Raw genomic sequence first — 21,092 nt, 5'->3', positions numbered from 1 at the left:
GCTGAGACCGGTTGCACATCTAAATACCTGCTCGTCGGTTATTCCCAGGGTGTCCTGGTGGTGGATGGTCAGGAACAGGGATTGATCGACCGCGATCAGTATGTGGGATCCCTGTTGATCGCCAACCCACAACTTCGCATGGAGGATCCCACCATCATCGGGCATGATCCGATTGCCGGCGGAATCATGAGCTCCCTTGCCGATGCGCAGCTTCTGCACCCGAACAAGATCAACTACTGTATTCCGGCAGATGTGGTTTGTGACCGTGCCGCCTCCCAGTTCTCAGCCAGTGGTTCCTCGATTGCCGGTGCACAGCTGAGTACCGGAAACCCCCGTAACGGACGCAAACACCTGCAGTACTTTGTCACCGAGCAGGAGTGGGATGATGAGGTGTTGAACACCGTCGGTGGTTGGATCACCGGTGCCACTACCGGTTCAGACCACATCCAGGAACTTCCTGAGTGATAAGTGGATATACTCCGTGGTCATGACATCTGAGGTAAGAAGCCGACAGAAAATCGGGATCATGGGTGGCACCTTTGATCCCATCCATCATGGGCACCTGGTTGCCGGTTCTGAGGTGGCGGACCGGTTCAACCTGGACATGGTGATTTTTGTGCCCACCGGCCAGCCCTGGCAGAAAGCCGACAAGGTTGTCAGCCCTGCCGAGGACCGTTATCTCATGACGGTGATCGCCACGGCTTCCAATCCACGGTTCCATGTCTCACGGGTGGATATTGAACGTGGGGGAGACACCTACACGGTGGATACCCTGGCTGATATCCGTGAGGAGTACCCGGAGTCGGATCTGTTCTTCATCACCGGGGCGGATGCACTGGCCCAGATTGTCACCTGGCGTGACTGGGAGAAGATGTTTGATCTCGCCCACTTTGTGGGCGTGACCCGTCCCGGATATGAACTGGATGATGACATCATCCCCGAGGTGCACAAGGATCGTGTATCCCTGGTGGACATCCCGGCGATGGCGATCTCATCCACCGACTGCCGTGAGCGCGCCCGTGAGGGGCATCCGGTGTGGTACCTGGTTCCTGATGGAGTAGTGCAGTACATCGCCAAGCGTCAGATGTACCGGGTACAAGACCCCAACTGAAGTCACAGTTGAGCCACCACCTGTGGTTTAAGCATGTGGTTTAGACATATTGGGTGTTTGGTGAGCGGTGGAATGCGTACGAAAGTTTCAACTTGAGCTCAAAAGTAGGTGAAAGTGCCTGCTTCGTGGAAAACTGGGAGAGGTTGACGCTCAGGCTCTGAGCCAGGGTGTCGGTTCTTCCTGTTCGGGAAGGGCTCCCACAGCAGTTTTAAGGATATTTGTGTCTGCAACTAATGAGTCAATTCGCCTGGCCACACTCGCGGCCAAGGCGGCCGATGAAAAGAACGCTGAGGACATCGCGGTCATCGATGTCTCTGACATGGTGGCGATCACCGATGTCTTCGTGCTGGCCTCCGCTGACAATGAGCGCCAGGTTGGCGCCATCGTGCAAGAAGTAGAAGCCGAGATGACCGAGGCAGGCTATGAGCCGAAGCGTCGTGAAGGAAACCGCGAGAACCGTTGGGTTCTGCTGGACTATGGCATCCTGGTGATCCACATCCAGCGTCAGGCCGAGCGTGAGTTCTATGGTCTGGACCGTCTCTACCGCGATTGCGCGCTCATTGAGATTGAGGGCCTGGAGACCATGCAGCGACCTGCATCATGGTCTGATGAGGCGGATATCCGCACCATCGATTCGATTGAGGATCTGCCTCCGGTGCCGGCTGAGTATGAGCCCGGCTTCGAAGACGATTAAGAAGTACTAGGACGAGGGGATGAGATCATGACGCGACGCCTGATTCTGCTCCGCCATGGGCAGACCGAATACAATGCGACCTCCCGCATGCAGGGGCAGCTGGACACTGAACTGTCTGAGTTGGGCATCCGTCAGGCTGAGGATGCAGCCAAGGTTCTTGCTGGACAGAACATTGTGCACGTGATCAGCTCTGATCTCACCCGAGCCCACAAGACCGCGCTGGCTGTGGCCGGACTGATCGACACCGAGGTCACCCAGGACCGTCGTCTCCGTGAGACACACCTGGGTGAGTGGCAGGCGAAAACCCACCAGGAAATCGATAACACCTATCCCGGTGCGCGCGCCAAGTGGCGCCATGATCCACAGTGGGCCCCGCCCGGCGGCGAGTCCCGCCTGGATGTGGCCCGCCGTTCCAGGCAGCTTGTCGATGACCTGATGATCAACCTCCCCGAGTGGAACAACGGCACCGTCTTGCTGGTGGCCCATGGTGGCACCATCAATGCCCTGACCTCCAACCTCTTGGATCTGGACCTTGATCAGTACCCGATGTTCTCTGGCCTGGGTAACACCTGCTGGGCGCAGTTGACAGCACGCCCACGCTATTACCCCGGAAGTGAGAACCCGGAGGAGGATCTGAAGAACTCCACGGTCAAGACACCGGGGCCGAGCTTTGATCGCAATAATGTTGGCAATGCCCAGTGGTACCTTGACGGCTGGAACATGGGTGTTACCAGCAGTTCATAAAACTTCAACGCTGTCCGTGGTCCATGGCTGTGTCCTTTCACAGGGCTCAGCCTGAGTGAGAAAAGGGAAGTCGGGTTGTCATGGCAGTTCGCGTCATCACAGATTCATCAGCGTGTCTGCCAGCTGAGGTGGCCGATGATCTGGATATCACCATCATTGATCTGCATGTGATGCAAAACGGTGAGGAACGATCCACCTCCGGGCTGTCCTCATTGGAACTGGCCGCGGCTTATGCCCGCCAGTTGGAGCGGGGTGGGGACCAGGGTGTTCTCGCACTTCATATCTCCAAGGAACTATCCTCCACGTGGTCTGCCGCAGTGACGGCATCAGCTGTCTTCACTGAAGGTGCGGTCCGCATCGTGGATACCGGGTCCCTGGGCATGGTGGTCGGGGCGGCAGCCATGGCGGCAGCAAAATTGGCCAAGGACGGTGCCTCCCTCGAAGAATGTTATGGCATCGCCGTGGATACCCTCAGGCGTTCTGAAACCTGGGTGTATCTGCACCGCATTGATGAGCTGCGCCGTTCCGGACGCATCTCCACCGCCACGGCTGTGGTCTCCACAGCACTGGCCAACCGCCCCATCATGCGGGTCTCAGACGGTCGCATGGAGATGGCAGCTAAGACCCGTACCCAGTCCAAGGCCTTTGCCAAACTGGTGGAACTGGCTCAGATCCGTGCCGAAGGTGAACCGGTCTTTGTGGCAATTGCCCAGAACGAGGCCCGCGAAGCCGCCAGATCCCTGCAGCAGCTTCTTCAGGAATCCCTTCCTGAAGGTTCCAGCTTCATGCTGGTAGACCTTGATCCGACCCTGGCTGTCCACTCAGGACCCGGTGCGATTTCCGTGTCCTGTGTGTTCAGCAGTGAAGTAGTTGATACCCCGGTGGAGAAACCTGGGCGCCGTTAAACCTGTTTGTGTGATGATGCAACCGGGGGTTGTGTGTTATCCACAGGCGAGCATCATGGGGTGGAAGTATCCACAGGTTGGGTGTTGATCAGGTTGGGGACCGGGAGTAGGCAGTTTTAACGTGGGCAGATATGAAGCCCGATATCGCAGCCAGGCTCAAGGACCTGACCAGGCCAACCGGGACTGAGGACCTCTTGGATGTGGAGTACCCCACGCCCCGGCTCACTGTTTCTCTGCGTCATGCCGTGATGGTCGCTGTGGTGGTGGCTAGTGGTGTGGGGGTGTGGTTTTTCCTCCAGGAGGATGTTCCGGATCCGCCAACCATGGCTGCACTGGCGCAGCCTACAGCCCCGGTGACCAGTAGACCGGAGGACACTGGCATCGTGGTGTCGGTGATGGGACATGTGACTCACCAGGGGTTGGTGACCCTTCCGGTGGGTGCGCGGGTTGCTGATGCCCTGGCTGCAAGTGGTGCTCTGCCTGATGCTGAATTATCCACCTTGAATCTGGCACAGGTGTTGGACGATGGGGTGCAGATCGTGGTGGTACAGCAGGGCACCCTGCCTGTTGATACTGCGGTGGAGTCTTTCGGCTCTGTGGTGCCCGGTGGTGGACACAGTGGTGGTGGAAAGATATCGCTTAATAGTGCCACCGTGCTGGATCTAGTCACGCTTCCCGGGGTGGGGGAGAAGACTGCCCAGGTGATCATTGATTACCGGGAAGCCAACGGTGGGTTTTCCTCAGTGGATGATCTGCTCAACGTCAAGGGTATTGGGCCGTCCAAATTTGAGCAACTGGTTGATGCGGTGACGTTGTGAGGGAACTTCGTCTGCTTCCGGCTGCACTGTTGTCCTGGCTGGTGGTGCTGTCGGTGATTCTCACCCGGGGGCCCTGGGTTGCCCTGGTGCTGATCATCCTGGTGGCGATTATCGCTGCGGTGCTGAAACACATAGGTCAGGTGGTGCTGCTGGGTGCTGTGGGTATGGCTACCGGCCTGGTGACATGGCAACGGGTGCAGATTGCACAGCATTATGAATTCCCAGAACAGATTGTGGGGACTGTGGAATACACCAAGGTTTTAGATGGTGGGGGAAGCGTTGTCCGTCTGGATGTGGAGGGGTATCCGGCGACTGTGCCGGTGATGGTACGGGATGGCAGTGAGGTGGCACGGTCTACCCGGGTGCTGGTGGAGGGCCGGGTGACAGGTAGTGACCGCCCCGGGGTGGGGGAGGTGCTGGTCAATACTTCAACAGTGGAGGTAGTGCAGGAACCTGGAGGATATCCAGGATGGGTCAATGAGGTTCGGGACTTGTTCTTGGAAGCTGTGCTGCAGCATGTGGGACCGGCATCGCAGGGACTGCTTCCGGGCATGGTCCTGGGCGATACCCGGCTCCAGGACGCTGTTGAGGAACAGACCTACATTGATACCGGACTGTCCCACCTGTCTGCTGTCAGTGGTTCCAATGTCTCCATCGTGACCACCTCCGTGATGGTCCTACTGGCACTGCTGACAATCGGCCCACGGATCCAGCTGGCAGGAGCAGCGACCGCACTGGTGGTGTTTGTGACCCTGGTGGGAACAGAGCCCAGTGTGCTGCGGGCTGCGGTGACCGGAATGGTGGGGCTGCTGGCGGTGATCAACTCACGACGGATGGAACCGATCCACGGACTCAGTCTGGCCATGATCGGGTTACTCCTCTGGGACTCTGATCTGGCGGTCCACTATGGATTCATCCTGTCAGTGGCGGCAACCGCAGGGATCGTCATGCTCTTTCCCCTGTTGTACCGGGCACTGGCACCCACCGGGTGGCCGGATATTCTCCTGCGGGCCCTGGCCGTGGCAATCGCTGCCGATATGGTCACCATGCCGATCATCGCGGTGATGGCCGGACGGGTCTCCGTGGTGGCAGTCATCGCCAACGTCCTGGTTGCCCCGGCAGTGGTCCCAGTGACGGTGGTGGGACTCATCGCTGTGATCATGACACTTCTCCCCGGTGGCCTGGAGATCATCCCTCTGACAATGGTGGAACCCTTCACCTGGTGGATCCACCAGGTGGGGAAGACCTGCCAGAACCTTCCCGTATCCACCATCACCACCGGTGACGGCCTGCCCGGCACCCTATGGGTCATCACCAGCTGCTGCTGGATCATCGTCGGGATCTACCTGGGATACACTCGATTCATGGCGGCGATCTTCATAGCCGCCCTGGGAATGCAGTGGTACAGCAACCGGCTGCCAGCAGTGATAGATCCCACACAGGTCGGGTACGTGGTCGTCGACAAGCTTGCTGACCCCATACCACCCGGCACCGAGCTGATCATCGTCACCGACCCCCACGGTGGGCGGGCTGACAGACCAACAGCAACACCCGACGGTATACCCGTGATGTACCCCAACCGTGACGGCGAGGTACGTCTACACGTAGACGGTTCCCAACACGCAGCTGACGGCAGATTCTAAACAACCTTATGGCACGATGGACTGCGTGACTCCAGCAATAACCCCGCCCGTTCCCATGGTTCATCTCATCCTCGGTGAAGATGAATTCCTCGCTGAACGCGCACGCCTCAACATCATTGGACAGATCAGATCCTCCATGCCACAGGGGGAGGAACTACCCGTGACCATGATGCGCGCAGGAGAAGTATCAGAAGGCGAACTGCTGGACCTGCTTTCCCCATCACTCTTCGGTGAAGACCGCGTGGTGGTACTCACCCACATGGACCAGGCAGGCCATGACCCAGCCAACCTCGTGCTCCAGGCAGCAGTCGACCCCGCGCCGGGCATCTACATGATCATCGTGCACTCCGGCGGCGGCCGCACCAAACAGATGGTGACCAAACTGAAGAAGATCTCAGTGGTACACGAGGCAGACAAACTCAAAGACCGCGAACGCCCAGGCTGGGTGATGCAGGAATTCAAAAACCACAACGCCAAGGTCACCCCGGACGTCGTGCACGCACTTTTAGAAGGTGTCGGCTCCGATCTCCGCGAACTCGCCTCAGCCGTGGGCCAGCTGGTGGCAGACACCAACGGCGACGTCACCGTGGAGAAGGTCCGCGCCTACTACATCGGTGTCGCTGAAGTATCCGGTTTCGATATCGCCGACCTGGCCTGCGCCGGGCAGATGTCCAAGGCTGTGGCCAGCACGCGCCGGGCCCTCCAGCTGGGTGTCAGCCCCGTGGCACTGGCTGCGGCGCTGAGTATGAAGGTCGGCCAGATTGCACGCCTGTATTCCACCCGGGGACGCATTGATTCAGGCCGCCTGGCCGGGGTGCTCGGCATGGCACCCTTCGTGGTGGAAAAGGTGGCCAAACAGGCCCGCAACTGGTCTGGAGACTCCGTCAGTGAGGCAGTCATCCTCATGGCTGACCTGGATGCCGCGGTGAAGGGCCAGATGGGTGATGCAGAATTCGCCATTGAAGCAGCCGTACGCAGGGTGGCGGAGTTGGCGCGACGCTAACATCATGATGCTGGGGCAGCCCGGTTGCATGGCTGTGTTGAATCGGCCTGATGTTTTCGGAGACTACGGGGAATAGCCTTATTGGGCTTTTCTGATGATGGTGAATTCCTCGTAGTCCTGCTCGTGTTCAATCAGGGCAACATCACCGATCGACGAGTGCAGACGCTGGTGATTGTACCAATAGCCCCCCATGAGGCCGTCTGAAGTTTCGACCTCCTCGGCATCCCTCCACATGCGTTTCTGGTCAAGGTCAATTAATTCGGTCTTGTAGAGCCTATTCGTTGATTCCATCATCGCGTTGTCCAATGCGTCCTCAACACTGCCGATCTCGAGCCCTGCAGCTCGGCCCCGACAAGACCATACGGGCGTACTCTCGGAGCTAGAGCAGCGATCGCAGGTATCTGGACTCCTGGGACATGGATCGCGAGAGCACTGTCAACACTAGGTGGTGCTGGAACCACTCTGGCTCCTCAGAGCATTGCTTTTGAGTACCATCTAGACACAGATTCAATAGGGGAATCAAATATTAAAAATGTTCGATGGCAGTAGGGCAGGGTTAAATAAATGGATCTTATAAAAAAGGTGCTGGCAACCCTCGGTGTTCTCGGACTCCTAGCTGCTTTTCAATTAGAGGCTCCAAGTTATGTGATCTGGGCCCTCACAGTTGTCGTATTGTTTTTAATTTTATGGCCACCTGAAAAAGCTAAGAAATAAGCAAGTGAAAAATCTGGGTGCATCAGAGATTTCGTGTGTGGGAATCTGCAATAAGTAATTATGGTGCTGTTGCAAAGTGCGGGTAACGGAACAATCGACGTGGAATGATCGAATCCATGGGCATCTTCTCCGGTCGGCATGTCCCCGGTGAAATCATCCTGTGGGCGGTGCGGTGGTACTGCCGCTACGGGGGGGAGCTACCGCGATCTAAGAAATGATGACTTCAGCGTGGCGTGCCGGTTGATCACACCACGATTGACCACTGGGTTCAGAAATACGCCCCTGAGCTGGACAAGCAGACTCGGTGGTACCGGCAGGTATCCGACTGGCAGGCCCGGTCCTGGCAGGTGGATGAGACCTATGTCCGAGTCGGGGGGGGGAAGCGGTGCTGTCTTTACCGCGCCATTATCACCGGTGGGCAGACCCTGGACTTTTATCTCTCACTGAAGCGCAACGTCGCGGTAGCTGGTGTGGCTGTCTCCGGAGCGCCGGGTAACATGAGCACCCATGACGGAATCACAACTGCCCGATGATGTTCAGGAGCTGGTCACCAGGCTCTTTGGTTATACCCGCGATGGCGGTGGCGATGCAGCACATATGCTGGATCTCTACCTGGAAAATGGGGTGGACCCGGACCTGTCCAACCAGGATGGCAACTCCCTGCTCATGATCGCCGCCTACTCCGGCAACCGTGAAGCACTGGATGTCCTGATCAAGCACAGGGCTGATGTGAACAAACTCAATGGCCGTAACCAGTCTCCACTGGCGGGTGCAATCTTCAAGAAGGAAGATGAGATCATCGACCGTCTCATCACTGCCGGTGCAGATCCCCTCCTGGGAACCCCGAATGCGGTGGATACAGCACGGATGTTCGGCCGTGAGGACCTTTTGATCCGCTTCGAGTCATAGGCAGGTGGACTGGGCTGCACTGGGAACCCTGATTCTGCTCAACATCGTAGGCAGTCTCTCACCAGGTCCTGATACATTTTTCCTGCTTCGGCTAGCTACCCGTTCGCGCATCCATGCGATCATGGGTGTCTCCGGCATTGTCACCGGCCTCACCGTCTGGGTGACGCTGACAGTAGTGGGTGCGGCGACACTCCTGAGCACCTACCCCTCCATCCTCGGTGTGATTCAACTCCTGGGTGGCGCCTACCTGACCTGGATGGGTTACAAGATGGGACGTGGTGCCCTCCAAGAGTTGGCACAGGCACGGGCCTTCCGCTTCAGCGAGGAGGTCAGACCCATCCCAGATGCTGCCGCGGCATTGGGAACCCCGGGGCAGGCATACCGGCAGGGGCTTGCCACCAACCTCTCCAATCCCAAGGTGGTGATGTACTTCGCTGCGATCCTGGCACCTTTGATGCCAACCAACCCATCCCTGATGGTGGCAACCACCATCATCGTGGCCATCCTGGTGCAGACCTGGCTGGTATTTTCTTTCCTCTGCGTCATCGTCTCCACGGAGAAGATCCGCAAAACCGTGCTGCGAGCTGGACCCATCTTCGACGGCATTGCGGCTATTGTCTTCGTGATCGTCGGCGTGACACTTCTCTACGAAGGGGGCACCCAGCTCCTCCTGGGTTAAGGGAAGTGAGATGAGAAAAACAAAAAAACTCCTGATCGATTCCATGAGGAAGCAGTCAGGAGTTTTTAAAAGCCGCTGAATTAGCCGAGCTTGTTGAATGCACGTGCCAGAGAGGACTTCTTGTTCGCAGCGTTGTTGCGGTGGAAGACACCCTTGGTGACAGCCTTGTCCAGTGCACGGGAGGTGGTGCGCAGCTGTGCTTCAGCAGCAGCCTTGTCGCCAGCGTCGATTGCAGCGTGGAACTTACGGATCTCGGTGCGGACGGAGGAGCGGACAGTCTGGTTACGCAGACGTGCCTTCTCGTTGGTCTTGTTACGCTTGATCTGAGACTTGATGTTTGCCATCGTGATACCTCTTGAACTTTCTAGTTAAAGTTGTGTACAAACCAGATCCTGGGACATTTCTCCCGCAATTCCTGGCCTGAGCCTGAAATTACTCGGCACCATCCGCTGCGAACCCAAGGTCCTGCCCGCATGCTTATTGTGCTGTTTCCGGAAATGGACAACAGCCTAAAAGGCTATCACCTGCGTGGGTGAATTAACAAAGACAGATGCCCTGGGCCGGGAGCAGGGGATTGCGGTCATGCTTTAAGCCCAGCCGAAGTCATTGTTGAGACGGTTGGCGATACGCTCAAAACGACCCCGGGGAAGGACCGTTCCCTGTCTGCGGGTGCCCAGTTCAGAGACTTCCAAGATGCGGTCGAGGCGGACCCAGCTCTGGCGGCCACGCTCATCCCAGACCCCGGAACCGATATCGATCCAGTCCTCATCGCTCCGATGCTCCGGATTGCATGAGATCAACAGGCCGAGAATGGTGGAGCGGGTTCGCCCGACAACAACCATGGCCCGTTCACGTGGAGGATTGCCGACGCCATCGGCAGGAGCCCAGATCCAGACAACCTCACCAGGGTCGGCTTGACCATCCATGTCCGGAGCGTAGAAGATGGGGCGTGCCATGGATTCCGTGGGGGAAACGCTGATTTCAGTGGGGGCGTGGATTCCCTGGGGGCCGGGCAGGCGGGAGAGATCATGCTGGTCTGAGGGGGTCTGATGTTCATCAATGCCCAGGCCGTCACGGATGATGGCAAGACTTTCATCGACTTTGGTTTTCTGCGGCTGGGTGAGAAACCGGAACAGACGCTTGAATGCCCCGGGCTTCGGGTCACGGGAGTGACCTTCGCCTTCGGTTTTGCGTGCAAGCGTGGAGCTCATTTCTCACCTGGTTTTCTAGCCGTGTTGCTCAGATAGTTGAGGTGACGTCCGCGAGGGCAGGGACGTTGCTTCAACCCTTAAGCCTATTGTGTGATCTACTTTGTAATATCGCAAACAGCGTTTATGTGTTACGTCACACGGGGGTGGTGGATGTGGGTATTCTGGCCCTTAGGTTGACCCCTGCTCTTTTATTTCCAACTCATCCCACCCTGGGTACTGTTGTCCCAGGAAAAGACGTATTCTGGGAATCCTCCAAGGCTGTTTAGCTGTAGGCGGTCGCTCAGGTAGAGTGTGGGGCGTTATTTAATTGAAGGGACCCCTGACGCATATGGCAGAGAAATTTGCAGAAAAGACTTTTACAGATCCATCCATGATCCGTAACTTCTGCATCATCGCCCACATTGACCACGGTAAGTCGACGCTAGCCGACCGCATCCTCCAGCTTTCAAACGTTGTGGATGCTCGTGACATGCGTGCGCAGTACCTGGACAGCATGGATATCGAGCGCGAGCGCGGTATCACCATCAAGGCGCAGAACGTCCGCCTGCCGTGGGTTCCACTCACAGGTGAGTACAAGGGCCAGGAAATCGTCATGCAGATGATTGACACTCCGGGCCACGTTGACTTCACCTACGAGGTCTCCCGTGCACTTGAAGCCTGTGAGGGTGCGATTCTCCTGGTTGACGCCGCTCAGGGCATTGAAGCTCAGACCCTGGCCAACCTGTACCTGGCCATGGAAAATGATCTCGAGATCATTCCTGTGCTCAACAAGATTGACCTGCCTGCCGCAGATCCGGACAAGTACGCCCTGGAGATCGCCAACATCATCGGCTGTGAACCGGAGGATGTCCTGCGTGTCTCCGGCAAGACCGGTGTCGGTGTCCCAGAACTGCTGGATAAGGTCGTGGAGCTCATCCCGTCCCCATCCCGCGGAGTCTCCGAGGACGCCCCACCACGTGCGATGATCTTCGACTCGGTATATGACACCTACCGTGGCGTGGTCACTTATATCCGTGTCATGGATGGTAAGCTGACCCCCCGTCAGAAGATCACCATGATGTCCACCGGAGCCACCCATGAGCTGCTGGAGATCGGCATAGTGAGTCCGACTCCGAAGAAATGTGACGGACTGGGCCCCGGCGAGGTCGGTTATCTCATCACCGGTGTGAAGGATGTCCGCCAGTCCAAGGTGGGCGATACCGTCACCTCCGCAGTCCGCGGTGCTGAAGAAGCCCTGCAGGGCTATAAGGAACCAACACCGATGGTGTACTCGGGACTCTTCCCGATCTCCCAGGCTGACTTCCCCGATCTACGTGACGCACTGGAGAAGCTGCAGCTCAATGACGCTTCCCTGACCTATGAGCCAGAAACTTCTGTTGCTCTGGGCTTCGGTTTCCGTTGTGGCTTCCTGGGTCTGCTCCACATGGAGATCACCCGTGATCGCCTGGAGCGCGAATTTGATCTGGACCTGATTTCCACGGCACCCTCGGTGAACTACCGCGTTGTTGACGAGGCAGGCAAGGAGCACTTCGTGCACAACCCGTCTGACTGGCCAGGCGGCAAGCTGCGCGAGATCTACGAGCCTATTGTCAAGGTCACCATCATCGTGCCGGCTGAGTTCGTCGGCCCGACCATGGAACTCTGTCAGACCAAACGTGGCCAGATGGGTGGCATGGATTATCTGTCAGAGGACCGTGTTGAGCTGCGTTATACGATGCCGCTCGGTGAGATCATCTTCGACTTCTTCGACATGCTGAAGTCCCGCACCAAGGGCTATGCCTCCCTCAACTACGAGGAAGCTGGCGAGCAAGCGGCCGACCTGGTCAAGGTGGATATCCTCCTCCAAGGCGAGCCGGTAGATGCCTTCTCCGCGATTGTTCACCGTGACAACGCGCAGTGGTACGGCAACAAGATGACTGTGAAGCTGAAGTCTCTGATCCCGCGCCAGCAGTTCGAGGTGCCGATCCAGGCGGCGATCAGTGCGAAGATCATCGCCCGTGAGAATGTTCGCGCCCTGCGCAAGGATGTTCTGGCTAAGTGTTATGGCGGCGATATCTCCCGTAAGCGCAAGCTGCTGGAGAAGCAGAAGGCCGGTAAGAAGCGCATGAAGAACATTGGTTCCGTAGAAGTTCCACAGGAAGCATTCGTCGCGGCGCTGTCTACCGACGAGGAGTAGGCCCCGCTACACCAAAGAGCTTTTCGACGACCTGTGCTTGCGCGCAGGGAGCGTCGGAAAGCTCTTTGTTTTATCATCTGATGCTTCTCGGTGTGATCAGCATGAAGCAGGCAGAAAGTAGCCAGCTGAGATGGGGTGGGCATTCTCCTGCTGGTCGCTGGACTAGGTTGTATCTTTGATTCGGTAGTGGCACTGGGGGTTTCATCGTCAAAGTAGAAGTATCCACGATGACTATCATTGGCGAAGTGGCTCTGATCGTGTGGTTGATGTGGGAGTTCCTCCGGCTAGAAACGGAAGGGGATAGCGACACCGGGAAATTGATCACGCTAAGAAGGTAAGCGACGATAAGCCTTTGTTCCGACAGCATGCGCTGATTCTTCGTGGGGTGGCGAGGGGAGCACGGTTCTGGTGTCACCAAAGAAAACTGATATTTTGCTGAGAGGGTTACTTTTTCTTTGAAAATTATGTAGGGGGAGGTGCGTTTTAAGGGGCGGGGAAGCGACAGGGTTGGAAGTTATGCTTTCCATGGTGATGACCGGGCAATACGGTCGTTCTAAATGATCGTATCTAACCCTTTATTGGGGTGGCGCCCTCCGTGTTTTCCATGTTCGCCAAAGTTCACTTAGGTGAATGGTGCTACCCAAAGTCAGATTCTGTTATTCTGCCCACAATCAATGGTCATTCCATATTCGTGCCGATGTCATGCGGAATCGTCCAGGTAGGGCCATTGGAAAGTCTGGTCCACGTTGTGTTCAAGGCTTACGCAAAAGTTGCATGCGATTTTAAGTTTTAGCGCAGCACCTTCCATATAGATTTGGAGAAGACCCCTATGCGAACCCGCGCCCCCGCAATGGTCAGCCTTCTGGCGGTAGCCAGCTTCGGTCTGACATCCTGCGCCGACCTGGGTGGGCTTGATCTCTCGGCTGTTGGTGATGAAGGAAAGACAACCTACATCAAACTCGCCCTCAATCAGGCTGAAACCCACCCCAGCTATATTGCTCTGGATAATCTGTCCAACCGTTTTGAGGAAGAAACTGACGGCCGCTGGAAGATCGAGGTGTTCCCCAACGAACAGCTCGGCTCCCAGCAGGAAGTGCTGCAGTTTGTGAAATCCGGTGCGATTGAGATGGCCATTGTCTCAGGCACCCAGCTGGAAAACATGAACAAGGATTTCCAGGTCCTCAACATGCCCACCACCTTCACCTCGATTGACCACCAGATGGATGTCATCCGGGACCAGGACCTCATGGCCCCACTGTTTGAAAGCCTTGAGGAATCAGACAACATCTCCGTCATCGGTGGTTTCACCCAGGGCACCCGAAACCTCTACACCAGTGACACCAAGGTGGTTACCCCGGCAGATCTGGCTGGCAAGAAGATCCGTGTCCAAGAATCAGCCATGCACATCCGCATGATTGAACTCATGGGCGGTTCAGCCACGCCACTGTCATACGGTGAGGTCTACACAGCAATCCAGTCCGGTGTTCTTGATGGTGCAGAAAACAACGAAGTCAGTTATGTCACCCAGAACCATAATGAAGTGGCACCATTCCACAGCAATACCCAGCACCTCGTGGGCCTGGACTACATGGTCATGCGCCATGATCTCCTGGAAGCCATGACTGATGCTGATCGTGAACTCTTCCTGGAAGAGTGGGACGAGGCCATGACTGAGCACACCGATTTGTGGAATTCAGAGACCGATGCCGTCATCGAACAGGCTAAGTCTGAAGGTTCGGAATTCATTCAGGTGGACAGAGCGGCATTCGATGCCGCACTGGCACCGATCAAGGATGAATTCCTTAGCAATGACTTCCAGCGTGAACTCTACGATGCTGTTCGGGCCGCTGACACTGATTCTGAGGGGGCCTCATCATGATCGCCTTCAAGAACATGTTGACCAGGGTTCTGGGCACCATCAGTGTCATTCTCTTCGCGATTCTGGTCTGCGTCACGGTCTGGCAAGTCTTCTCCCGTCAGGTTCTCAACGACCCTTCCACCTGGTCTGAGGAACTGTCCAAGATCCTCTTCGTCTGGTTGTCCTTTTCCGGCAGTGCCTTCCTCTTCGGGGAACGCGGCCATATCGCCGTTGACTTCATCGCCCGTAAGCTTCCTCTGGCTGGGCAGCGCATCCTCCAGGTGATCGCCCAGATCATCGTCGTCCTCTTTGCTGTGCTCGCCATGATTTGGGGAGGCTATCTTGCCTCCTCCATTGCCTGGAACCAGCAGATGACCGCGCTGCCACTGACCCTTGGCTGGGTCTATGTGATCATCCCGATTGCTGGCGTGTTCATCGCGATCTTCGCGGTGATAGATCTGATCGCTGTGGCCACCGGTAAGGAACCTGCCTACCCGGAGGTTGATGAATCTGATGAACCTCTCCACATGGAGGAACTCGAGGGCCATGACCCCGAGCATCCTGAAGCACTCACCGCTGAAAGGAAGAACTCCTGATGTTGTCACCAGCAGCTGTTGCCGCGCTGATCCTCCTGATCGGCATCGTCGTCTTGATCATTGCCTCTGTTCCAATCGCAATCGCCATCGGACTTCCCTCCCTGATCGCCGCTATGGCCGTACTTGGCCCGGAGAATGCCGCGCAGGCGGTTACACAGCGAATGTTCACCGGAACCAACTCATTCACCCTTCTTGCCATCCCCTTCTTCGTCCTGGCCGGTTCATTGATGAACTCCGGTGGTATCGCCACCAGACTCATTGACGCAGCCAAGGTGCTTGTCGGACGTATGCCCGCCGCCATGGCCAACACCAACATCGCCGCCAACGGCATGTTTGGTGCCGTCTCCGGTGCCGCCGTGGCTGCTGCATCCGCCGTGGGTACAGTCATGACCCCGAAGATGAGAGAAGAAGGATACTCCAGGGCCTATTCCGCAGCGGTGAACGTCGCCTCCGCACCAGCCGGAATGCTCATCCCGCCATCGAACACCTTCATCGTCTACTCCCTGGTGTCGTCGACCTCCATTGCCGCCCTGTTCATGGCCGGCGTTGGCCCTGGTCTGCTGTGGCTGCTTGCAGTCGCCATTGTGGGAACCCTGCTGGCACGTAGGGAGAACTACAAGCGTGCTTCTGAGCACCCGACTTTCTCCCAGGCGATGCTCATCATCTGGCGTGCTTTCCCCTCCATGATGATGATCTTCATCGTGGTCGGAGGAATCCTGCTCGGCTGGTTCACCCCAACCGAGTCTGCCTCCATCGCAGTTGTCTACTGTCTCGTTCTTGGTTTCGCCTACGGTGCGATCAAAGTGAAGGACCTTCCGGATATCCTGCTTCGCGCGACCCGCACGACCTCAATCGTGATGATGCTGATCGCTGTCTCCGCGGCTCTGTCCTGGGTCATGGCGTTTGCCCGCATCCCGCAGATGATTTCTGACGGTCTACTGGCAGTGTCTGATTCCAAGGTTGTCATCCTCTTGATCATGATGGTCATCCTGCTCCTGATCGGTACAGTCATGGATCCGACCCCGGCCATCCTGATCTTTGTTCCGATCTTCCTGCCAGTGGTCATGGAGCTCGGCGTGGACCCTGTCCACTTCGGCGCCATGGTCGTGATGAACCTGTCCGTCGGTGTGATCACACCTCCTGTGGGCAATGTACTCTTCGTTGGTTCCCAGGTGGCGGGACTACGGGTGGAATCAGTTATCGGCCGACTGTGGCCATATCTGGGTGCGATCCTCATCGCCCTGTTCCTGGTTGCCTTCATTCCAGCGATCTCAATGTGGTTGCCAACAGTCATGGGACTGGTGAGCGCAGGATAGACGCCGTGAGAGCCTTCTAGAAGAAGCTCTGAACCTTAATAACGACTAAGCCCGGATTTTCCCCTTGTGAGGGGGAGTCCGGGCTCAGTCGTTATTAAACGTTGTCAATCCCACCTATGGGTCTAAAAGGTATCTTCAATCATATGTGGCGAAAGTCTCATATAGTTATTAGGTACTATCAAAAACGCTTTTACCAGTATAAGTGCGTGACCATTGGGTATGTGAAGTGCTTCCGTGCGATATTGAGGCTAGCGCTTATGAAGCCTTAAGGATACGCTTAGGATTAACAGAAACAGTTCGGGGAACATTCCAGAAGGGGATACAAAATGAACAGCATCAAAATCAAGAAGGCCGGAGCAATGGCAGCGACAGCACTCATCGCCGCAGCAGGGGTCCAGGCAGTGGTTGCATCCCCTGCGCAGGCATTCAGTTCATCTGGTATCGGCACAACTGTTCAAAATGTTGCTCCTTACGCAGTGTCCACGAACGCGTCACAGGCGGAGGCGATGGTCCTCAATCAGATCAATGCCTACCGCGCAGAACATGGCGTCGCAGCAATCGCTCAGGACAATGGATTCACTAAAGGTGCACGTGAATGGGGGCAACATCTTGCTGACACCGGGAAGCCGGCCAGTCATCCAGAGGGCGGAAACTTCTTTGAAAATGTTGCCTACTCCATCTCTGCTGAACGTGCCGTAGGCTTGTGGAAGAACTCCGATGGGCATAACCGTAATATGCTCAACCCTCAGATCACCCATGGCGGGGTCGGTGTGGTTGAGCGTGGCAACGGAACTTATGCAGTGGTCTTCCGTGGCTTGTGGGAGCCTTCTGGTCCTCAGAACAGCAAGGGGCACCCAGCCTGGTAGTCCGGCAGGCTGATAGAACCTGAGAAAAGTTCAGTTAACTACTGATTTTCTGATAATAAGACCCGACTTTAAAGTCGGGTCTTATTTTTTCTCATTTATGCCCTTGATTCCTTAGAAGGTGTCACCTATATAAGGGGAAACGGCTTCCCCGGATCCTTCAGTATGCAGCACCCCAGTCATCCTTATTAAGGGCGCTGAGATCTTAGGTCCCCATTGTTTGTTGAAAGACTGAGGGAAACCTGAGGATTAATTTCCCCCTGACTTTCATGAGGAACTAAACACAAAAAGAAGCCCTGATGCCCTACACACATCAGTGTGTAGGGCAGGGGTCATTGTGATGGCGAATCACCGCTGAAATTTTAGAAACGGATGTAGTTCTTCAACGCAGGAAAAGCGATGAGGATCTGGTTGAGGAGTCCACCAACCACACCCATGACACTGACTGCACCGAAGATTCCGGTCGCTAGAGATCCGGCGACACTACCTGCAGCAAAACCGGAAGAACCATTGCTGCTTCCCTGACCTCTATGGCGATCCTCATCAGTAACCTCATCATCACCATTGACATCTGTGTCGCATTTGAGGATATCGGTGACTTCCTGGCCTGAACGCAGGCTGATCCCACCATTGACCGAATCATCTGCCCACAGGTAGTTGGCATAGGTGAGCTGCTCACCGTCGGTGCATTCACCTACAGCTGTGTAGGAGGCGAAGCCTTCATTGGCGAAGTTGCCCAACTGGGCAGGACGGGCGTAGATATTGTCATCTGCTGCTGTGAATTCGGTACCGTTCCAGGTGAGGAATTGTGATGCTCCTTCGCAGACCTCATCGCACAGTACGTGGAGTAAGCGGGACTCTGCGTTATAGTCCAGGGCCATCACGCCCTGAACCTCGGACTGGAAGGTCTGAATCTGAACAGGTGTTTCAGACGCCAGGTCAACGACGATGATTTCGCCCGTACCTTCAACGCCTACGGCGAAGATCGTCTCCTCGATCTGTGCGATGGTCTCGAGCCCGGAATTTGCCCCAATCACACCGGTGAAGTCGGAAAGGTTCCACTCGTCGGTTGCTGTGAGAATTCCGTCGGCACCGTTCGGGGCATCAAAACGGAGGATGGACGGGCGAGAAGAATCCTTATCCTCGTTATTGCGTTCGGTGGCCAGGTAGATGGAGCCATCAGTGGCGACGGTGATGCCTTCGCCGTCTGGTGTGCCGCTTCCATCGGGGTAGGTGACCTGCCAGTGCCCGGCAGGGGAGTAGGTGTCGGTATCAAGATCATGGTCAAGCAGGTAGATATCCCCAGCATCATTGTTGACTATCCATGCCTGACCTTCACTGTCGAAGTCAGCTCCGGACATATCCTCAACCACGAAGTTTTCACCCAGGTCGAGGTGCTTTACCTCGATGTTATGGAAAGGTAGTTCCGCGTTGGCGATGGGCTCCCTCTCTCCTGCTTCCAGGTTGATTCCGTCCTTGGTGGGTTTGCCGGTGACCGCGAAGTCTCCACTCATGTCAGGAACGCGGCCCCAGGTGGTGTCCGCGTGCCCATTCCACTCGGTGAAGTCCACGATCTCACCAGCGGCATCAAACAAGGTCACCGAGTCTTTGCCACCCAGGCCGAACTCCCCAGTGTCTTCGGTGTAGAAGGAGATATAGCCACCGGATTCAATGATGGTTCCTTCCGGGAAGACATAAGGTTCGTGGGTGGGGTCATTGTCTACAAAAGACCACCCGGAGATGTCAACAGAATTGGTCGTGTCGGTATTGGCCAGCTCAATCCAATCGCCAATTGGATCACCGTTGGACTCGACTTCATTAATCACAACGTCGGACAGCGTTTCCGCATGGGCGAGGGGAAGTGGGGCAAGGGATATGGCCAGGGCCATGGGTACAACAATGAGAAGGCGCTTCTTCACGTCAACTACTTTCACAAGATTCTTCGTGGGAGGGACACACGAACAATAGGTTGAGTGGGTAAGCGCCTTCTTATATTTGGATGAACTGTTGATTAATGCGGAAATTATGCAGTGGGATTTGACTGATCCACTGCGGTAACAGCCACAGTATCTCCCCTGAGGAGGTTTTCCACCTGGTGTGATGCTTCCAGAACGATGTCCCAGCGGAATGCAGATGATAGTGGATGAGAGGAGATATAACTATTGGACCAGGCGGTATTGCCAGTTCTATCCGGTAGTCCGAGACGTGCCAAGGCAATATAGGTGGCGGCCTCTGATTCCTGGATGCGTAGCTTCCCGGACGGCATCGGATCTGTTTCCCAGACCTGAGGGTGATAACCGCAGAAGATCTCTGCAACACAGCGGATAATCTCTGGCACCTGATTCTCACCGAGGCTTTCAGAAATCTGGATGTGGTACCAGCAGTTTTCCTCACTCATGAGTGGGAAGGGCTTTTCACCAGCCTCGGGAGTGTTGATCACATCGCAGAAACCAAGTTTGCTCTTGGTGTTCCTGGTGACCACGATGCCGTTCTTCCAGAGATTCCCGAGCATCTGAACCGCACGCTCGGCATTGCCAGGACCGGTGAACTCCTTATAGATGAGGTTTTCCTCGGTGGCGGAACCAAGACGGTTGCGCCAGAGCTCCTGATTTTTTTGAAAATCGGGAGCGGAGGCTTTCGGATCATCAGCAGCGACATCAGAGCGGAGATAAAAGATCTCAATCTGAGGAATCGCCACCATGAGGGGGTGGGCTGTATCTACCGGGTGAAACCCAAAGGAGCTCCACTCGGCGTCGCTGCGCACCTCGAGGTCCGTGGTCATTTCTGCCAGTGAGTTGAAATCACCGGCCTGTGTGACAGGGGAGCTGGTTGAGGGGCCTCCTGAGGAATCTGCGAATTGCAGTGCCTCCAGAAGCTGGATGGAAAGTGACGCTGCCTGCTTGGTGGTCAGGTTGGGCAGGGTACGAACAATTTCCACGATGAACTGCTCAATGCGACCTCGGGACGCGGGGTCCTGCTCCCTGCGGATGCGGTCGATGGTGGTTTCGAAGTCCTTCATACCATCTCCTGTTGCTCAAACTGTGAATGAATTCCTGCTTGCCAGCATAGGTATCAAGCCGAAAATATGAACGAAAAGCTCTGACCAGAGAGTATTATTCATAGACGGGGGTGTTTTCAGTCACCCCGCACCACTTCCGTGACATGCATCTCATCTGTTGCGTTGCCGGCGGACCTGACCTGGGCTTTTGCAGTTTCCTATTCTTGGGTATTTATATTTTGCTAGCAAAGGTTCGGGGGTGTCTGTCAATTAGTTGGCCCAAACCCATTACCGGCACGGGCCCAGTTATTGTAGATTGCACTTAGATGAATTAAGGTTAACGTTAGGTAAACAGCCGGGGGTTCAAGAGTTAACTCCCTCGGGAACAGAAAGGAAACGACAATGGCTATCAAGAACAACGTACTCCGCGAGATCAAGTTTGATCACCTGTGGAGCGTCCGCGAGGACCTGCACGCACGCTTCGACGGCCTCGTCGAGCCTAAGACTGTTGATCGGGTACTGGACTCGATCGCAGCGAACCGTGACGCTAAGGTCACGATGTTCAGCAAGATCTTCATCGACAGGGAAGCAACCGCTGCACTGCAGTCAATTGCTGGCACCGTCGATAGCGGCCTGCTTGATTTCATCGCCCTCAACCGTGGCGGAATGGCTGCTTAACACAAGCCTTTAATGTTTGAAGGGCGGATACACCACAATGGTGTATCCGCCCTCAGGCTTTTGTCGGAACGCTAGACTGGCGCGCATGGCTACGACGTGGTTTACCTCAGACCTGCACCTGGGGCATAAATTCTTGGCTGATATCCGCGGTTTTCATAGCACCGATGAGCACGATG

At 56.0% G+C, this 21,092-nt stretch carries 20 protein-coding genes and 2 pseudogenes; 17 read left to right on the top strand and 5 right to left on the bottom strand.

Going from position 1 to position 21,092, the window contains the following annotated elements; translation table 11 throughout:
* The 8 genes and pseudogenes from Q0M74_RS06090 to holA all read left to right on the top strand — a co-directional run.
* A pseudogene (locus Q0M74_RS06090) lies at positions 1–465 on the top strand (hypothetical protein); the annotation flags it as partial.
* Positions 466–487: 22 nt separating this feature from the next.
* Positions 488–1,111 carry a nicotinate-nucleotide adenylyltransferase gene (nadD, locus tag Q0M74_RS06085; protein ID WP_293952479.1) on the top strand — a complete coding sequence of 208 codons (624 nt, stop codon included), beginning with the start codon at positions 488–490 and terminating at the stop codon, positions 1,109–1,111.
* A 220-nt stretch (positions 1,112–1,331) separates the two neighbouring features.
* Entirely contained in the window at positions 1,332–1,805 is a 474-nt protein-coding gene (rsfS, locus tag Q0M74_RS06080; RefSeq protein ID WP_293952477.1) for a ribosome silencing factor, read from the top strand.
* A gap of 27 nt (positions 1,806–1,832) precedes the next feature.
* On the top strand, positions 1,833–2,549 hold the full coding sequence (locus tag Q0M74_RS06075; RefSeq protein WP_293952475.1) for a histidine phosphatase family protein: 717 nt from the start codon (positions 1,833–1,835) through the stop codon (positions 2,547–2,549).
* Positions 2,550–2,629: 80 nt separating this feature from the next.
* Positions 2,630–3,454 (top strand): DegV family protein, encoded by an 825-nt coding sequence (locus Q0M74_RS06070; RefSeq protein ID WP_293952473.1) that lies wholly within the window; start codon positions 2,630–2,632, stop codon positions 3,452–3,454.
* A gap of 131 nt (positions 3,455–3,585) precedes the next feature.
* Complete coding sequence (locus Q0M74_RS06065) at positions 3,586–4,272, top strand: ComEA family DNA-binding protein (protein ID WP_293952471.1); 687 nt, start codon at positions 3,586–3,588, stop codon at positions 4,270–4,272.
* Positions 4,269–5,915 carry a ComEC/Rec2 family competence protein gene (locus Q0M74_RS06060; RefSeq protein ID WP_293952469.1) on the top strand — a complete coding sequence of 549 codons (1,647 nt, stop codon included), beginning with the start codon at positions 4,269–4,271 and terminating at the stop codon, positions 5,913–5,915. Before Q0M74_RS06065 ends, Q0M74_RS06060 begins: the two co-directional genes overlap by 4 nt.
* A 16-nt stretch (positions 5,916–5,931) precedes the next feature.
* Positions 5,932–6,918 (top strand): DNA polymerase III subunit delta, encoded by a 987-nt coding sequence (gene holA, locus Q0M74_RS06055; RefSeq protein WP_293952467.1) that lies wholly within the window; start codon positions 5,932–5,934, stop codon positions 6,916–6,918.
* A 78-nt stretch (positions 6,919–6,996) separates the two neighbouring features.
* Here the strand turns inward: holA and Q0M74_RS06050 are convergent, their stop codons facing one another.
* Positions 6,997–7,245 (bottom strand): integrase core domain-containing protein, encoded by a 249-nt coding sequence (locus tag Q0M74_RS06050; protein ID WP_293952483.1) that lies wholly within the window; start codon positions 7,243–7,245, stop codon positions 6,997–6,999.
* A 503-nt stretch (positions 7,246–7,748) separates the two neighbouring features.
* Between Q0M74_RS06050 and Q0M74_RS06045 the strand changes: the two are divergent.
* From Q0M74_RS06045 to Q0M74_RS06035, 3 genes and pseudogenes are all read left to right on the top strand, one after another.
* Positions 7,749–8,099: pseudogene (locus Q0M74_RS06045) on the top strand (DDE-type integrase/transposase/recombinase); the annotation flags it as partial.
* Between the two features lie 40 nt (positions 8,100–8,139).
* A complete protein-coding gene (locus tag Q0M74_RS06040; RefSeq protein ID WP_293952465.1) occupies positions 8,140–8,541 on the top strand; it encodes an ankyrin repeat domain-containing protein in 402 nt (133 codons plus the stop codon).
* A gap of 4 nt (positions 8,542–8,545) precedes the next feature.
* On the top strand, positions 8,546–9,220 hold the full coding sequence (locus Q0M74_RS06035; protein ID WP_293952463.1) for a LysE family translocator: 675 nt from the start codon (positions 8,546–8,548) through the stop codon (positions 9,218–9,220).
* A gap of 80 nt (positions 9,221–9,300) precedes the next feature.
* On the opposite strand, the gene rpsT is transcribed toward Q0M74_RS06035, so the two are convergent.
* Both rpsT and Q0M74_RS06025 read right to left on the bottom strand, forming a co-directional pair.
* Entirely contained in the window at positions 9,301–9,564 is a 264-nt protein-coding gene (gene rpsT / locus Q0M74_RS06030; protein WP_293952461.1) for a 30S ribosomal protein S20, read from the bottom strand.
* A 243-nt stretch (positions 9,565–9,807) separates the two neighbouring features.
* Positions 9,808–10,431, bottom strand: a complete 624-nt coding sequence (locus Q0M74_RS06025; RefSeq protein ID WP_293952458.1) for a type II toxin-antitoxin system PemK/MazF family toxin — start codon at positions 10,429–10,431, stop codon at positions 9,808–9,810.
* Between the two features lie 328 nt (positions 10,432–10,759).
* On the opposite strand from Q0M74_RS06025, the gene lepA reads away from it, so the two are divergent.
* From lepA to Q0M74_RS06000, 5 genes are all read left to right on the top strand, one after another.
* Entirely contained in the window at positions 10,760–12,607 is a 1,848-nt protein-coding gene (lepA, locus tag Q0M74_RS06020; protein WP_293952456.1) for a translation elongation factor 4, read from the top strand.
* 829 nt (positions 12,608–13,436) lie between these two features.
* The gene (locus Q0M74_RS06015; protein ID WP_293952454.1) at positions 13,437–14,486 is read left to right on the top strand and encodes a TRAP transporter substrate-binding protein; all 1,050 of its coding nucleotides are present in this window, start codon (positions 13,437–13,439) and stop codon (positions 14,484–14,486) included.
* A complete protein-coding gene (locus Q0M74_RS06010; protein ID WP_293952452.1) occupies positions 14,483–15,061 on the top strand; it encodes a TRAP transporter small permease in 579 nt (192 codons plus the stop codon). Before Q0M74_RS06015 ends, Q0M74_RS06010 begins: the two co-directional genes overlap by 4 nt.
* Positions 15,061–16,377: a TRAP transporter large permease gene (locus Q0M74_RS06005; RefSeq protein ID WP_293952450.1), complete on the top strand. Its 1,317-nt coding sequence runs from the start codon at positions 15,061–15,063 to the stop codon at positions 16,375–16,377. Before Q0M74_RS06010 ends, Q0M74_RS06005 begins: the two co-directional genes overlap by 1 nt.
* Positions 16,378–16,703: 326 nt before the next feature.
* Entirely contained in the window at positions 16,704–17,243 is a 540-nt protein-coding gene (locus Q0M74_RS06000; RefSeq protein WP_293952448.1) for a CAP domain-containing protein, read from the top strand.
* A 359-nt stretch (positions 17,244–17,602) separates the two neighbouring features.
* On the opposite strand, the gene Q0M74_RS05995 is transcribed toward Q0M74_RS06000, so the two are convergent.
* Positions 17,603–19,159, bottom strand: a complete 1,557-nt coding sequence (locus tag Q0M74_RS05995; RefSeq protein WP_366087916.1) for a lamin tail domain-containing protein — start codon at positions 19,157–19,159, stop codon at positions 17,603–17,605.
* 104 nt (positions 19,160–19,263) lie between these two features.
* On the bottom strand, positions 19,264–20,259 hold the full coding sequence (locus tag Q0M74_RS05990; protein WP_293952446.1) for a hypothetical protein: 996 nt from the start codon (positions 20,257–20,259) through the stop codon (positions 19,264–19,266).
* 381 nt (positions 20,260–20,640) lie between these two features.
* Here Q0M74_RS05990 and Q0M74_RS05985 point away from each other — a divergent pair, with 381 nt between their 5' ends.
* A complete protein-coding gene (locus Q0M74_RS05985) occupies positions 20,641–20,916 on the top strand; it encodes a three-helix bundle dimerization domain-containing protein (RefSeq protein ID WP_293952444.1) in 276 nt (91 codons plus the stop codon).
* The last annotated feature ends 176 nt before the right edge of the window (positions 20,917–21,092 follow it).

Origin of the sequence: uncultured Corynebacterium sp., from assembly GCF_945649885.1 — a bacterium.
Classification (GTDB): domain Bacteria; phylum Actinomycetota; class Actinomycetes; order Mycobacteriales; family Mycobacteriaceae; genus Corynebacterium.
This window is presented reverse-complemented; position numbering and strand designations above follow the sequence as displayed.